A 15711-nucleotide genomic window follows, 5' to 3' on the forward strand; every position below is an offset into this window, starting at 1 on the left:
CGGCCGAGAATGCTCTTCGACTATTTCCACCAGCTGTTCGCTCAGGTGACCAACCCGCCACGCCCGGAACCGCCCTCGCACCCGGGTCAACCGCTCCCGCCACCTCGCGTGGATGCGCCGCGGCAACCGCCGCCATTTCCGGCGTACCCCGGGGCCCCGCCGCATCCGTCACCGCCTGGCACACCCCCGCCTATGGCTCCGCCGTCGGCTCCGTGGACCGGCGCAGCTAATGCTCCGCTCCGTCCCCGCGCTCAACCCGTGGAGCGCGGGTGGCGACGCGTCGTGCGAGCCGCGACCTTCGGTCTCGTCAAGCCCGGCCCGTCGGCCGCGCAGCGAGACGCCGCCCAGTTTGAATCGGCGATACGCACCGCCCTGCACGGCAACCACAAGGTTGGAGTACTGGGCAAAGGCGGTGTCGGGAAGACATCGGTGGCCGCTAGCGTCGGATCCATCCTGGCCGAGTTGCGTCAGCAGGACCGCGTCGTCGCGATCGATGCCGACACCGCATTCGGACGGCTGAGCAGCAGGATCGATCCGCGGGCCACGGGTTCGTTCTGGGAGCTGACTGCCGACAAGAACCTGCAGTCATTCGCCGACGTGACCTCGCGCGTAGGCAGGAACGCCACCGGTCTCTACGTTCTGGGCGGAGAACCCGCGTCTGGGCCGCGTCGGGTGCTCGATCCGGCGATCTACCGCGAAGCCGCATCGCGCCTCGATCGACACTTCGCGATCTCGGTCATCGACTGTGGTTCCACGATGGACGCCGCGGTCACACAGGAGGTGTTGCGCGATCTGGATGCGCTGATCGTGGTTTCCTCGCCGTGGGCAGATGGCGCCGCCGCGGCGGCCAAGACGGTCGAATGGCTGTCCGATCACAACCTCGGGGACTTGTTGCAGCGCAGCGTCGTGGTGCTAAACGACTCCGACGGTCACGCCGACAAACGCACCCGCTCGCTGCTGGCTCGCGAGTTCGTCGAACACGGGCAGCCCGTGATCGAGGTGCCGTTCGATCCCCATCTACGACCGGGCGGCGTCATCGACGTGACTCACGAAATGTCGCCGGCAACGCGACTCAAGTTCCTACAGGTGGCGGCCACCATCACGGGCTACTTCGCCTCGCGGCCCGAGTCGCGAGACCGGCCGTCGCCTCGACCTTGAGGCCGGGAGTTTTGCTCGGCCGGGAACACCGGCCGTACAACCGGCGCGCAGGTCCGCCACCGCGACAGATAACCAGCGCACACGACACGCCGCGAAGCGTGTGCGTGGTTTATCTCTCGACGAACCCGACCTCGAATCACTAGGGCCCAACGCCGGCCGCCACCCACGGCGCGAAGCGCCGGAAGCGGCCCAAAAGACCTTACAAAGCAAGCAGCGCGAGAAATCTGTCGATTTCTCGCGCTGCTGAACAGGTTCACGCCGACTGAGCAGTCACCCGCTCGCGGACTGCGAAACCGTTGCGCTCGGCCAGCGACCGCAGTTGGCCCAATGCGAATGCCCGCGCGCGGCCGGAGTCCGGTATCACCACACCGGCCCACAAGCCTTCTGCACCAGGCGATTCCACTGCTTCCTTGGCGCACAGCCAACGACGCGGGCAGGCACGGCACAGCGTCTTTGCCTCTTCGTCAGGAGTCGTCGTCCAGCGGTCGGGGTCTTGGGTGCACACGCCCAGCTGCGGAACCTCGAAAAGAGTCGTTGCGGTCATGTTTGGCATTCCTCCATAAAGCGTTGCGTGTTCTGCCCCTCTAAACGCAGAAGGCTAGCGCACTAACCGTCGCAGTGCAACAGTTCATTCTGAAGCGGTGGAACAGGGGTGCTACGGCTTTATAGGCGAACGTGCGAGCGTACCGAGCCATCCTGCAATTACCAGGGGTAATCGCCTGTCAGTTCGCTGTGTATCGCCTTCAAAACACCTGGTTGCGCGTACAGCTTCCACACAAAGTGTCATCGCCACGGAGCGGCCCACGGTATCGTTACCGTAGCGGTAGCTCGGTTTCAACGGAGCAATTGCCGTCCGGAAGCCGTCGCAGATCTCGCACAAAAAGCGTAGCGAAGGTATAGCAATAGAAGGGTGCAACGGTTACGATGTTGGTCAGCAGAAGGCGCACCCTGCTACCCGCCCTGACGATCGCGAGCGAGGATTCCACGCACATGCCTAACGCCGAATCGACCGTGGGGCCGGCTGCGCTGGCCGCACTGCGCGGCGTTACGTCCACTGCGGTCGCCCCGAACTTAGGCATCGTGAGCATCGTGGGCGCCGGCCGTGAGCCCGCGTTCGATTTGCGAACGGCGTCGCATCACGGAAGATGGCGCATCGTTGACGGACTAGGGGGAGGCTCCATGACCGTCAGCGACAAGAGAAACGTCCGGTTCGGCGAACCCAGTGGAGGCAAGGCGTTGACGTTCGAAGTCGTCAGGCCGTCGAATTCGCCTGAAGAGCAGTCTGACGATCAGGTCAGCGACGCCGATCCCGGTGTGGTCCGGGCGGGTGCGGCCGCTGCCGCGCGCCGCCGGGAGCTCGATATCAGCCAGCGCAGCCTCGCTGCCGACGGAATCATCAACGCGGGCGCGCTCATCGCCTTCGAAAAGGGTCGTAGCTGGCCTCGCGAACGAACCCGCGCCAAGCTCGAGGAAGTCCTGCAGTGGCCTGCCGGAACAATTGCGCGAATCCGCGAAGGTGAGGCCGTCACCATTCCTGCCGTGAGCACCGTCCCGGCCGTGAGCACGATTCCGGCCGTGAATCACCCGGTGCCGGAGACCGCTGCGGACACGCCGCCAGCGGCCGACGGGCCGGCATCGTTGATCGCCCAGGCGGTGGCCGCCGCGGTCGACACCTGCAGCCTGGCCATCGCAGCGCTGCCCTCCCCCGAGGATCCCGAATTCACCGAACGGGCGGCGCCGATCCTTGCCGATCTGCGTCAGCTCGAAGGCATTGCCGTCCAAGCCACGCGCATCAGCCGGATCACCCCCGAACTGATCAAGGCAATGGGTTCGGTTCGGCGGTACCACGACAAATTAATGACACTCGGGGCGACCGCCCCGGGCGCGACATTGGCGCAGCGCCTATATGCCGCGCGCCGACGTGCGAATCTTTCCACTCTGGAAACTGCGCAAGCGGCCGGAGTCGCCGAAGAAATGATCGTCCGGGCCGAAGCCGAAGAACTCTTGCCGGCCGAGACTGCCGCGGCGATCGAAGCACTCATAAGTCAGATCAATTGATATGCGATCCGGACGCATACACATGTCCATGCGTCCGGATCTTATTGTCCGGGGAACGTTCGCGCCGCCCCGAAACTCAGCCATGGAGTCGAGTTCTGCGTGCGCGCGAAAAGGCCAGCCCCACCGAAAAATTCGTGCATCTAGCCCCATCAGAGCGCTGCTAAGCTCAACGTACGGAGCGACGGTGCACATGAAAAAGAGACCGTGCACACCAACAGCCAACGTAAGGAACCAGTCAAATGTCGGGTAGCGCGATTTGCAAAACCACCAGCAACTTCATTTACGCACAGTTGTTTTTGTTGGGTGAAGGCATTCCCGACCCGGGCGAAGTATTCAACGCCGGCGCGTCATTGTTCAAAGGAGTGGCCGACAAGATCGGTTTGGCCATTCCTGGCACCAACTGGATCGGCCAGGCGGCGGACGCCTATTTGAACCAGAACATGGCGCAGGAGTTGCGTGCCAAGTTGATGGGTGAGATCGATGACTTGACTGGCAACCTGATCTCCAACCAAGCCGAGCACGTCGAGAGCACGCGCAAAGCGCTGCGCGCCATGAAGTCGATGATCGACGGCGTCTACAAGGCCTGCAAGTGGTGTGAAGACAACCTGTGGATCGTCGGCGATGCCGTGTCGTTCGCAATGGCGGTCCCGGCGTCCGGGCTGGCGATGGCCGTCACCGGCGGCGCACTGCTGTACCTGACGATCATGACGGCGATGAACGCGGCCAGCATGATCGGACTGGGCGGCCGGCTGCTCGACATCCTGACCAACCTGCCGAAGTTGGCCGGGCTCATCCCGGGAATCATCGACGGCATCATCGACAACCTGTGGCCGCCGAAGATCCCCGACATCCCGTTCCCGAGCTTCCCCAACATCCCGGGCCTGCCCGAATTCACCTGGCCGCCGCAAGTCGGCATTCCCGACTTCAATCTGCCGATTCCCGGTCTGCCCGAATTCCAGTGGCCTTCGATCCCGGGCTTCCCGGACTTCGGCGGCCTCATCCCCGGGTTCCCCGACTTCGGCGGCGGCCTCATCCCCGGGTTCCCCAGCTTGCCCGGCATGCCGAGCATCCCCAACCTGTTCCCCGGCCTGCCCAGCCTCGGCGATCTACTTCCCGGTGTTGGCAACCTGGGCAAGCTGCCCACCTGGACCGAATTGGCCGCTCTGCCTGACTTCCTGGGCGGCTTCGCCGGCTTGCCGTCGTTGAGCTTCGGCAACCTGCTCAACTTCGCTCAGCTGCCGGGTGTCGCGAACATTACTTCGACCATGGGCCAGCTCCAGTCGCTGATGGCGGCCGGTGGCGGCCCGGGCCAGATGGGCAACATGGCCAGCCAACAGGCGCAGATGATCTCGTCGCAGGCTCAACAAGCCGGCCAGAAAGACGACGACCAGGGAGCCGGTGCGGGCTCCCCGGGCGGCGAGCGCGCTCCCGTCGAAGCGGGCGCCGGCGGTCAAGGTCAGCAGGGGACTGTCCTGTAGTCCAAGCAATCGACCTGTAACACGCCAAACCCATAGCAAGCCAAAGCCATAGCGAGTAAAACGTTAAACGTAGAGGAGGGTCTACCCCATGTCAGTTCTCGAAGTCGTTCCTTCGTTCCTGAAGGTGCTGTCGGGCATGCAGACCGAAATCGCCGGCCAGTTCGGCACCGCAACCAACTCGGTCAGCGGAATCAGTGGGCGCGTATCGATGACCCATGGTTCGTTCACGTCGAAGTTCAACAATGCACTGCGCGACGTGGAGACCAGCCGCAGCAACACCGGCAAGGGTGTGCAGGGCGTCAGTAACGGCCTGGCCACCAACCTGATCTCGGCCGCCACCGCCTACCTCAACTCCGACCAGGGACTGGCCGGCATCATCGACAAGATCTTCGGCTGATCATGTCGGGTCCGCTCGCTTCCGGTCGCGCCGGCCGCGCGGGCCCGGTTGACGACGTGGTCGGTGTCGAAGTGACCATCGACGGAATGTTGGTCATCGCCGACAAGCTGCACCTGGTCGATTTCCCCGTCGCCCTTGGGATTCGGCCGAACATCCCGCAAGAGGATCTGCGGGAGGTGGTGTGGGAGCAGGTGCAGCGCGACCTCACCGCGCAGGGCGTGTTGGACCACAACGGAATGCCTCATCCCGGCGTCGCCACCATGGTGGACACGATCAGCAGGGCCGACCGGACGCTGGAGTGTCGGTGGTGGCGCCGCGATGCGGGCGGCAAGATGGTGCGGTTTGTGGTGTGCCGCAAGGGCGATTGCCACGTTGTCGCGGCCCGCGACGACGACATGCTGGTATTGCAGCTGGTGGCACCGAAGGTCGGACTGGCTGGAATGCTGACCACCGTGCTCGGGCCCGCCGAGCCGGCCAGCGTCGAACCCCTTACCGGCCTCGCCAGCGAATTGGCCGAGTGCACAACCCCGGCCCAGCTGTCCCGGCACGGCATATCTCCCACGCAGGCGCGCATCTACAGCGAGATCGTCAGCAACCCCGCCAGTTGGGTGGAGATCATCGCGACCCAGCGGCATCCCGGCGGCACCACCACCCACACCCCGGCGGCCGCGGGTGTCCTCGACTCCGAGCACGGCCGGTTGGTCTCGCTGCCCCGCCGCGTCGGGGGCGAGTTGTACGGCAGTTTTCTGTCCGGCACGCAGCAGAATCTGCAACGTGCGCTGGACGGGTTGTTGGAGCTCCTGCCCGCGGGCTCCTGGTTAGATCACGCCCCGGCCGCGGCCAGCGGCTGACAACTTTTATCCTCCCGATAGTAGAAAGGGACGCCACCGTGGACCTGCCCGGAAACGACTACGACAGCGACGATCTGGGTGCGCTGGATTTCTCCGCCGGCGGCACCGCCGAGGAGACATCGCTCGATGTGCTGGGCGACTACGCACCGCCAGCCGAGTCGCAGGACAGCGCAGCTGAGCTGGACGCGCTGGATGGGCTGACAGAGCAAGAAGAGGAACAGGACCTGACGCTGTTCACAGTGACCAACCCGCAGGGGTCGGTCTCGGTGTCGGCGTTGATGGACGGTCGGGTCCAGACGATCACGGTGACCGACAAAGCATCTCGCATGACCGAATCCGGGCTGGCAGAAGAGATCTTCGTGATTGCCGACCTGGCTCGGCAGAAGGCACGCGCCGCCCAGCACACCTTCATGGTGGAAAACATGAGCGAGATGACGGGTGACGGCGACTCACAGAACGCGCTGCTGCACGAGTTCGTGGGCGCGACCTTGAATCTCCCGACGCCCGAGGAGGCGGCCGCATACGAGGAGCAAGTGTTCGCCAGTCGTTACGAGGTGGACTACACGGCCCGCTACAACGGTGATAAATGACTGATCGCCTCGCCGGTCTGTTCGACAGCGCCGTCGGGATGCTGCCGCTGTCGGAGACACGATCGCTGGACCTATTCACCGAGATCACCAACTACGACGAATCGGCCTGCGACGCCTGGGTCGGCCGCATCCGCTGCGGCGACACTGACCGCGTGACGCTCTTCCGCGCCTGGTACTCACGCCGAAACTTCGGTCAACTTTCCGGCGCCGCTCAAATCTCGATGAGCACACTCAACGCCAGGGTCCCGATCGGGGGCATCTACGGCGACATCACCTACCCGATCACCTCCCCGCTCGCGGTCACCATGGGGTTCGCCTCATCCGAAGCGGCGCAAGGCAATTACGCCGACGCCCTGGAGGCCATGGATGCCATGGCGGGCAGCGCTGCGGGTGGCTCGGAGCACCTGGTGGCATGGCTCAAGGCCGTGATCTACGGTACGGCCGAACGCTGGACCGACGTCATCGACGAGGTCAAGGGTGCCGGCAAGTGGCCGGACAAGTTCCTGACCGGTGCAGCCGGCGTTGCACACGGGGTGGCGGCAGCTAACCTCGGCCTGTTCACCGAAGCCGAACGCCGGCTCACCGAAGCCAACGACTCCCCCGCCGGCGAAGCGTGCGCCCGGTCGATCGCCTGGTTTCTGGCGATGGCACGGCGCAGCCAGGGTAACGAAGAAGCTGCGGTGGCTCTGCTGGAGTGGTTGCAGACCACCCATCCGGACGCCAAAGTTTCCGCCGCGCTGAAAGATCCGACGTACCGGTTGAAGACGACGACGGCAGAGCAGATTGCGGCTCGCTCAGACCCGTGGGATCCGAACAGTGTGGTGACCGACAACTCGGGACGCGAGCGGCTCCTGGAAGAAGCGCAAGCCGAGTTGGAACGCCAGATCGGACTCAGCCGGGTCAAGACGCAGATCGAGCGCTACCGCGCTGCGACGCTGATGGCGCGGGTGCGTGCCGCCAAGGGGATGAAGGTTGCCCAGCCGAGCAAGCACATGATCTTCACCGGGCCTCCGGGCACCGGCAAGACGACGATCGCGCGCGTGGTGGCCAACATCCTGGCCGGGTTGGGTGTCATCTCCGAGCCCAAGCTGGTCGAGACTTCGCGCAAGGACTTCGTCGCCGAATACGAGGGGCAGTCCGCGGTCAAGACCGCCAAAACCATCGATGCGGCGCTGGGCGGTGTGCTGTTCATCGACGAGGCCTACGCACTGGTGCAGGAACGCGATGGGCGCACCGATCCGTTCGGGCAGGAAGCGATGGATACGTTGCTGGCGCGGATGGAGAACGACCGTGACCGGCTGGTGGTGATCATCGCCGGCTACAGCAATGACATCGACCGGCTGCTGGAAACCAACGAAGGCCTCCGGTCGCGCTTTGCGACCCGCATCGAATTCGATACCTACACCCCCGACGAGTTGCTCGAGATCGCCAAAGTTATTGCCACCGCCAGTGATTCGACGCTGAGTCCCGAGGCCGCTGACGAGTTCTTAGTGGCGGCCAAGGTGCTGCACGACCGAACATTGCGCGGCCGTCAAGCCCTCGACATCGCCGGGAACGGCCGTTACGCACGGCAATTGGTCGAGGCTGCCGAGCAGTGCCGCGACATGCGGCTGGCCCAGGGTCTCGACATCGAGGCTCTCGACGTGGACCGTCTACAAGAGATCAACGGCGCGGACATGGCCGAGGCAATCGCCGCGGTGCATGCTCACCTCAACATGAGAGAGTGAAAAATGGGGCTTCGCCTGACCACCAAGGTTCAGGTTAGCGGCTGGCGCTTCCTGCTTCGCCGAGTCGAGCATGCCATCGTGCGGCGAGACACCCGCATGTTTGACGATCCCTTGCAGTTCTACAGCCGTTCGGTCGGGCTCGGCATCGTCATCGCCGTCATCATTCTGGTGGGTGCGGGGCTGCTGGCGTACTTCAAACCGCAGGGAAAGCTCGGCAGCAGCACACTACTCACCGATCGGGCGACCAACGAGTTGTACGTGATCCTGTCCGGACAACTGCACCCCGTCTACAACTTGACGTCCGCGCGGCTGGTGTTGGGCAACCCATCCAATCCCGCCACCGTGAAGTCCTCGGAACTGCGCAATATGCCGCTGGGACAGACCATCGGCATCCCGGGCGCCCCCTACGCGACGCCGGTGTCCGGCGGCAGCACGTCGGTCTGGACGCTGTGCGACACCGTCACTCGGGCCGAAACCGCTTCCCCCGCAGTACAGACGTCGATCATCGCGATGCCTGTGCGGATCGACGCTTCGATGGACCCGCTCCAAGCTAACGAGGCCCTGCTTGCGACCTACCAGGGACAGCAGTGGATCGTGACCGAAAAAGGCCGTCACTCAATCGATCTCAACGACCGGGCGCTCACCTCGGCGATGGGCATACCCGTCACCGCCAAAGCCGTCCCCATCTCCGAGGGGATGTTCAACGCGCTGCCCAGTCGGGGGGCTTGGCAGCTGCCACCAATACCGTTCGCTGGTGCGCCCAATTCTCTTGGGCTGTCTGAGGAACTGGTGATCGGCTCGGTGTTCCAGATCCATACCGAGAAGGGCCCCCAGTATTACGTTGTCCTGCCCGACGGCGTAGCAATGGTGAACTCGCTGACCGCCACCGCTTTGCGTGCCACCCAGTCGCACGGCCTGGTTGCCCCGCCCGCGGTGGTGCCCAGCGCGGTGGTCCAGATCCCCGAACGGGTGTACGCGTCTCCCCTACCCGACCAGCCGCTGAAGATCCTGTCCCGGCCGGACGAGCCGACGCTGTGCTGGAGTTGGGAACGTGCGGCGGGCGATCAGGCACCCAAGACGACGGTGCTGTCCGGCCGGCATCTGCCGATAGACGCCTCACTGATGAACAGTGGGATCAAGCAGATCCAGGGGACGGCAACCATTTACATCGACGGCGGCCGGTTCGTGCAACTGCAGTCACCGGATCCGCGCTACGGCGAGTCGATGTACTACGTCGACCCCGAGGGCGTGCGCTACGGGGTGCCTAACGCCGATTCGGCCAAGGCGCTGGGCCTGAGTTCCCCGAATACCGCGCCGTGGGAAATCGTTCGGATGCTGGTGGATGGTCCGGTGCTGTCCAAAGACGCCGCCATGCTCGAGCACGAGACGCTGCCCGCCGATCCCACTCCCCGAAAAGTTCCGGGCGGCACACCCGGAGCGCCGCAGTGACGATGGGAACCACGTGACGACGAAGAAGTTCACCCCGACCATCACCCGCGGCCCGCGGCTCAGCCCGGGCGAGATCAGCCTGACGCCACCCGATGACCTCGGCATCGACATCCCGCCGTCTGGCGTCCAAAAGGCACTTCCCTATGTGATGGGCGGCTGCATGGTCGGCATGATCGCGATCATGCTCGCCGGTGGTACCAAGCAGCTCTCGCCCTACATGCTGATGATGCCGCTGATGATGATCATGATGATGGTCGGCGGGATGGCCGGCGGTACCGGCGGCGGCGGCAAGAAGGTGCCGGAGATCAACGCCGACCGCAAGGAATACCTACGCTACCTGGCGGGGTTGCGGTCGCGGGTGACTTCCTCGGCCAGCGCGCAGGTGGCCTTCTTCTCCTATCACGCGCCCCACCCCGACGATCTGCTGTCCATAGTCGGCACGCAACGGCAATGGTCCCGGCCGGCCAACAGCGACTTCTACGCGGCCAGCCGGATCGGGATCGGTGATCAGCCGGCTGTGGACCGCCTGCTGAAACCGGCCGTCGGCGGCGAGCTGGCCGCCTCCACCGCGGCGCCACAGCCCTACCTGGAACCGGTCAGCCACATGTGGGTGGTGAAATTCCTGCGTACCCACGGCCTGATTCACGATTGCCCGAAACTGCTGCAGCTGCGCACCTTTCCGACGATCGCGCTCGGCGGCCACCGACCGAACGCGGACCGGTTGCTGGCCGCGATGATCTGTCACCTGGCGGTTTTTCATCCGCCCGACCTGCTGCAGATCCGGGTGCTCACCGAGAGCCCCGACGATCCCGAATGGGCTTGGCTGAAATGGCTTCCGCACGTTCAGCATCAGACCGAAACCGACGGCGCGGGGCCGGCGCGGATGATCTACACCCGCCCCGACGGGCTGGCCGATCTGGCCGCTCGCGGACCGCACGCACCCGACACCCTGCCCAGCGGCCCCTATGTCGTCGTTGTCGACCTCACCGGAGGCAAGGCCGGCTTCCCGCCGGATGGACGCGCCGGCGTCACCGTGATCACCCTCGGTAACCACCGCGGATCGGCCTACCGTGTTCGGGTCAACGAGGACGGCAGCGCGGAGGACCGGTTGCCCGGCCAGCAGTTCCGGTTGGTCACATCGGTCGCCGACAGCATGACGCCACTGGAAGCCGGCCGCCTGGCCAGAAAGCTGGCCGGCTGGTCGATCACCGGCACCATCCTCGACCGCACGCAACGCGTCCAGAAAAAGGTCGCCACCGAGTGGCATCAAATGGTCGGTGCCAAGAGCGTCGAGGAGATCATCCCCAGCCGGTGGCGGATGTACACCGACACCGACCGTGACCGGCTCAAGATCCCGTTCGGTCACGAACTCAAGACCGGCAACATCATGTATCTCGACATCAAGGAAGGTGCGGAGTTCGGCGGCGGGCCGCATGGCATGCTCATCGGCACCACCGGCTCCGGAAAGTCCGAATTCCTGCGCACCCTGATCCTGTCGCTGGTGGCCATGACCCATCCCGATCAGGTGAATCTGTTGCTCACCGACTTCAAGGGTGGCTCGACCTTCCTTGGCATGGAGAAGCTTCCGCATACCGCCGCCGTCGTCACCAACATGGCCGAGGAAGCCGAACTGGTCAGCCGGATGGGCGAGGTGATCACCGGGGAACTCGACCGCCGGCAGAACATCCTGCGCCAGGCCGGTATGCAGGTGGGCGCCGCCGGCGCGCTGTCCGGGGTGGCCGAATACGAGAAGTACCGGGAACGTGGTGCCGACTTGGCCCCGCTGCCAACGCTTTTCGTCGTCGTCGATGAGTTCGCCGAGTTGCTGCAAAGTCACCCCGACTTCATCGGTCTGTTCGACCGGATCTGCCGCGTGGGCCGGTCGCTGCGGGTCCACCTGCTGCTGGCAACCCAGTCTCTGCAGACCGGCGGTGTTCGCATCGACAAACTCGAACCCAACCTGACTTACCGAATTGCATTGCGTACCACGAGTTCTCACGAATCCAAGGCGGTAATCGGTACGCCGGAGGCGCAGTACATCACCAACAAGGAAAGTGGCGTTGGGTTCCTGCGCGTCGGCATGGAGGACCCGGTGAAGTTCAGCACTTTCTACATCGGCGGTCCGTACATTCCGCCTACCGCGGCGGACACCAACGGTGAAAGCGGTAAGGGGGGCCCGCACATCCCCAAGCAGGCGGTGAAGATTCATCAGTTCACCGCGGCTCCGATTATCGAGGTGGGAGCACCTCCGGCTGGCGAGGGAGCGATGGCGCAATGACCGAAACGGACGTCCGCGCACTGCGTGAGGTGGTGCTCGACCAACTGGGCACCGGCGAATCGCGGGCATACAAGATGTGGCTGCCGCCGCTGCAAGATCCGACGCCGCTGAACGAACTCGTCGCGCGGGACCGCCGCCAGCCGTTGCGCTTTGCACTGGGCATCATGGACGAGCCGCGTCGGCACCTGCAGGAGGTGTGGGGCGTCGACGTGTCCGGCGCCGGCGGCAACATCGGCATCGGCGGCGCACCGCAGACCGGAAAGTCGACCCTGTTACAGACATTGGTGCTCTCGGCCGCTGCCACCCACTCACCGCGCAACGTGCAGTTCTACTGCATCGATCTCGGCGGCGGTGGCTTGATCTATCTGGAGAATCTGCCGCACGTCGGCGGCATCGCGAACAGGTCCGAGCCCGACAAGGTCTATCGGGTGGTCGCCGAGATGCAGGCCGTGATGCGGCAACGAGAGCAGATGTTCAAAGAGCACCGGGTCGGTTCGATCGCCATGTACCGCCAGCTGCGCGACGATCCGAACCAGCCCGTCGCGACCGATCCCTATGGCGACGTGTTCTTGATCATCGACGGGTGGCCGGGTTTCGTCAGCGAATTCAACGAGCTCGAAGCGCCCGTGCAGGATCTGGCCGCCCAGGGGCTGGCGTTCGGCGTGCACGTCATCATCTCCACACCTCGTTGGACCGAACTGAAGTCGCGCGTCCGCGACTACCTGGGCACCAAGATCGAATTCCGCCTCGGCGATGTCAACGAGACCCAGATCGACCGCATCACCCGGGAGATCCCGGTCAACCGGCCCGGACGAGCGGTGTCGATGGAAAAGCACCATCTGATGATCGGCGTGCCCAGATTCGACGGTGTGCACAGCACCGATGGCCTCGTCGACGCGATGACGGCGGCGGTCTCCCACGTCGCCTCCCAGACCACCGAGAAGGCGCCCCCGGTTCGTGTCCTTCCGGAGCGCATCCACCTACGCGAGCTCGACCCGAATCCGCCCGGACCCGAGTCGGACTACCGCACCCGTTGGGAGATCCCGATCGGCCTGCGGGAGGCGGATCTCACCCCGGCCTACAGTCACATGCACACCAGCCCGCACCTACTGATCTTCGGTGCGGCCAAGTCGGGCAAGACGACCATCGCCCACGCCGTCGCGCGCGCCATCTGTGCCCGCAACAGTCCCGACCAGGTCCGGTTCATGCTCGCCGACTACCGGTCGGGCTTGTTGGACGCCGTCCCGCAGTCCCACCTCCTGCAGGCGGGCGCGATCAACCGCAACAGCCAGAGCCTCGACGAGGCCGTGCTGGCGCTGGCGACCAACCTGAAAAAGCGATTGCCGCCGACCGATTTGACGACCCAACAACTGCGTTCGCGTTCCTGGTGGAGTGGATTCGACATCGTCCTTTTGGTGGACGATTGGCACATGATTGTGGGCGCCGCCAGTGGCATGCCTCCGATGGCTCCGCTAGCACCTTTATTGCCGGCGGCCGCCGATATCGGGTTGCACATCATTGTCACCTGTCAGATGAGCCAGGCGTACAAGGCGACGATGGACAAGTTCGTCGGCGCCGCGTTCGGGTCCGGCGCACCGACGATGTTCCTCTCCGGTGAGAAGCAAGAGTTCCCGTCCAGCGAGTTCAAGGTGAAGCGGCGGCCCCCTGGCCAGGCATTTCTCGTCTCACCGGACGGCAAGGAAGTCATCCAGGCGCCCTACATCGAGCCTCCGGACGAGCTTGCAGAATAAGTGTTCCGACCACCCCCAAACCCCGGTTAGGATTATTTCAGTGCACATCCCGAAGCCCATCCGGAAGCCACCCGGAAGCCAAGTTCGGAAGCCTGCGAAAGGCCGAGTAATCGACCTCCGCGCGACGCTAACCAACGGGGGTTATTGACGTCGAGAGCAGAAAAAATTTGGCTGCTGATGCAAAAGCGGCGAGCACTTACTAAATACATAGAAAAATGGCGCTTAGACCGCCGCATAAAAGCAGACAATTCGGAAACAGAGGGGAGTTGATCACATGTTCTGGCACGCCTTGCCACCCGAGCTGAACACCGCGCGGCTGATGGCCGGTGCCGGCCCAGCTCCGATGCTGGCCGCAGCCGCTGGGTGGGAGGCGCTCTCCGCGGCGCTGGATGCCCAGGCCGTCGAGTTGACTGCACGTCTGAATTCCCTCGGCGAGGCTTGGACGGGCGGCAGCAGCGACAAAGCGATTGCCTCGGCGCTGCCGATGGTGACGTGGTTGCAGACTGCGTCGACGCAAGCCAAGACGCGCGGACTGCAGGCCACCGCGCAGGCCGCCGCCTACACCCAGGCGATGGCCACGACTCCGTCGCTGCCGGAGATCGCGATGAACCACATCACCACCGCGATCCTCACGGCCACAAACTTTTTCGGCATCAACACCATCCCGATCGGGTTGAACGAGATCGACTACTTCGTCCGGATGTGGACGCAGGCGGCGGTGGCCATGGACATCTACGAGGCCGAGACGCTGGCGAACACCATGTTCGAAAAGATCGAGCCGATGACGGCCATCCTCGACCCAGGGATGAGCCAGAGCATGTCGATGAACCCCTTGATGGGTATGCCCTCGAGCCTCGGCAATGTGACCTCGGGCCAGCTAACGGCGACGGCCGGACAGGTCGCGGAGTTGAGCGGCCCGATGCAACAACTCGCCCAGCCCGCGCAGCAGATGACCTCGATGTTCAGCCAGATGGGCAGCAGCTCAGGTGGCACCGGTACCGGCCTGGGTGAGGACGAAGCCCAAATGGGTCTGCTCGGGGCCAGCCCGCTGTCCAACCACCCGCTGGCGGGTGGATCGGGCGCGAGCGTCGGCGCGGGACTGCTACGCGGCGAGGCCCTCCCGGGCGCGGGCGGCACGTTGGCCCGCACGCCGCTGATGACCGGGCTTATCGACAAGCCTGCCGGTCCAGCGATGATGCCGGCAGCAGCTGCCGGTGAATCGGTGGCGGGTAGCGGCGCGGCCCCGGTGGGTGGTGCCGGCGCGATGGGCCAGGGCGCACAAGCCGGAGGTAGCAGCCGTACGGCACTGGTGGCCCCGGCGGCGACAGCTCAGGAAACCGAAGAGCACGAAGAAGACCTGTGGGACGACGAGGACGAGTGGTGATCCCACAGCCACAACAGACTTCCCGGCCATCCGGGCCGGAAGACTTGCCAACCACGGCGAGGAATGGAAAGAGAGAAAGTAGTCCAGCATGGCAGAGATGAAGACTGACGCCGCTGCCCTCGCGCAAGAGGCAGGTAACTTCGAACGGATCTCCGGCGATCTGAAGACCCAGATCGACCAGGTTGAGTCCACCGCAGCGTCGCTGCAGGGTCAGTGGCAGGGTGCTGCCGGCCAGGCCGCCCAGGCCGCCGTCGTGCGCTTCCAGGAAGCCGCCAACAAGCAAAAGGCCGAGCTCGACGAGATCTCGACGAACATCCGCCAGGCCGGCGTCCAATACTCCCGTGCCGACGAGGAGCAGCAGCAAGCACTGTCCTCGCAAATGGGCTTCTAATTCAACCCCCAAATACCACCACGAATCGGAGAAAAAAACATGACGGAACAGCAGTGGAATTTCGCGGGCATCGAGGCCGCGGCCAGCACCATTCAGGGAAATGTCACCAGCATCCACTCCTTGCTCGACGAGGGCAAGCAGTCGCTCACCAAGCTCGCTGCGGCGTGGGGCGGTAGCGGTTCGGAGGCCTACCAGGGCG

At 64.5% G+C, this 15711-nt stretch carries 13 protein-coding genes and 1 pseudogene; 13 read left to right on the forward strand and 1 reads right to left on the reverse strand.

All coding sequences use genetic code 11. The annotated features are described in order from the left end of the window. Positions 1-108: 108 nt before the first annotated feature. Positions 109-1158 (forward strand): MinD/ParA family ATP-binding protein, encoded by a 1050-nt coding sequence (locus A5634_RS12640; protein ID WP_437339973.1) that lies wholly within the window; start codon positions 109-111, stop codon positions 1156-1158. A 253-nt stretch (positions 1159-1411) separates the two neighbouring features. Here the strand turns inward: A5634_RS12640 and A5634_RS12645 are convergent, their stop codons facing one another. Further along, positions 1412-1702: a WhiB family transcriptional regulator gene (locus A5634_RS12645; protein WP_065144406.1), complete on the reverse strand. Its 291-nt coding sequence runs from the start codon at positions 1700-1702 to the stop codon at positions 1412-1414. A 446-nt stretch (positions 1703-2148) separates the two neighbouring features. Between A5634_RS12645 and A5634_RS12650 the strand changes: the two genes are divergently transcribed. From A5634_RS12650 to esxA, 12 genes and pseudogenes are all read left to right on the forward strand, one after another. Next, positions 2149-3216 (forward strand): hypothetical protein, encoded by a 1068-nt coding sequence (locus tag A5634_RS12650; RefSeq protein WP_065144407.1) that lies wholly within the window; start codon positions 2149-2151, stop codon positions 3214-3216. A gap of 239 nt (positions 3217-3455) precedes the next feature. Continuing rightward, on the forward strand, positions 3456-4694 hold the full coding sequence (locus A5634_RS12655; protein WP_065144396.1) for an EspA/EspE family type VII secretion system effector: 1239 nt from the start codon (positions 3456-3458) through the stop codon (positions 4692-4694). Between the two features lie 88 nt (positions 4695-4782). Then, positions 4783-5091: an ESX-1 secretion-associated protein gene (locus A5634_RS12660; RefSeq protein WP_065144397.1), complete on the forward strand. Its 309-nt coding sequence runs from the start codon at positions 4783-4785 to the stop codon at positions 5089-5091. 2 nt (positions 5092-5093) lie between these two features. Then, positions 5094-5942, forward strand: a complete 849-nt coding sequence (locus A5634_RS12665) for an ESX secretion-associated protein EspG (RefSeq protein WP_065144398.1) — start codon at positions 5094-5096, stop codon at positions 5940-5942. A gap of 38 nt (positions 5943-5980) precedes the next feature. Beyond that, positions 5981-6532 carry a DUF2694 domain-containing protein gene (locus A5634_RS12670; protein ID WP_065144399.1) on the forward strand — a complete coding sequence of 184 codons (552 nt, stop codon included), beginning with the start codon at positions 5981-5983 and terminating at the stop codon, positions 6530-6532. Beyond that, the gene (gene eccA, locus A5634_RS12675) at positions 6529-8259 is read left to right on the forward strand and encodes a type VII secretion AAA-ATPase EccA (RefSeq protein ID WP_065144400.1); all 1731 of its coding nucleotides are present in this window, start codon (positions 6529-6531) and stop codon (positions 8257-8259) included. Before A5634_RS12670 ends, eccA begins: the two co-directional genes overlap by 4 nt. Positions 8260-8262: 3 nt before the next feature. Then, positions 8263-9708: a type VII secretion protein EccB gene (gene eccB / locus A5634_RS12680; protein WP_065144401.1), complete on the forward strand. Its 1446-nt coding sequence runs from the start codon at positions 8263-8265 to the stop codon at positions 9706-9708. Between the two features lie 13 nt (positions 9709-9721). Continuing rightward, positions 9722-11986, forward strand: coding sequence for a type VII secretion protein EccCa (eccCa, locus tag A5634_RS12685; protein ID WP_065144402.1), 2265 nt, complete (start codon positions 9722-9724; stop codon positions 11984-11986). Beyond that, a complete protein-coding gene (eccCb, locus tag A5634_RS12690; RefSeq protein ID WP_065144403.1) occupies positions 11983-13737 on the forward strand; it encodes a type VII secretion protein EccCb in 1755 nt (584 codons plus the stop codon). Before eccCa ends, eccCb begins: the two co-directional genes overlap by 4 nt. A 274-nt stretch (positions 13738-14011) precedes the next feature. After that, the gene (locus A5634_RS12695; protein ID WP_065144404.1) at positions 14012-15121 is read left to right on the forward strand and encodes a PPE family protein; all 1110 of its coding nucleotides are present in this window, start codon (positions 14012-14014) and stop codon (positions 15119-15121) included. An 88-nt stretch (positions 15122-15209) separates the two neighbouring features. Beyond that, positions 15210-15512: a type VII secretion system ESX-1 WXG100 family target CFP-10 gene (gene esxB / locus A5634_RS12700; RefSeq protein WP_065144405.1), complete on the forward strand. Its 303-nt coding sequence runs from the start codon at positions 15210-15212 to the stop codon at positions 15510-15512. Positions 15513-15551: 39 nt separating this feature from the next. Next, positions 15552-15711 (forward strand): annotated as a pseudogene (gene esxA, locus A5634_RS27330) (type VII secretion system ESX-1 WXG100 family target ESAT-6); the annotation flags it as partial.

This window comes from Mycobacterium asiaticum (assembly GCF_001673365.1).
GTDB classification, from domain to species: domain Bacteria; phylum Actinomycetota; class Actinomycetes; order Mycobacteriales; family Mycobacteriaceae; genus Mycobacterium; species Mycobacterium asiaticum_A.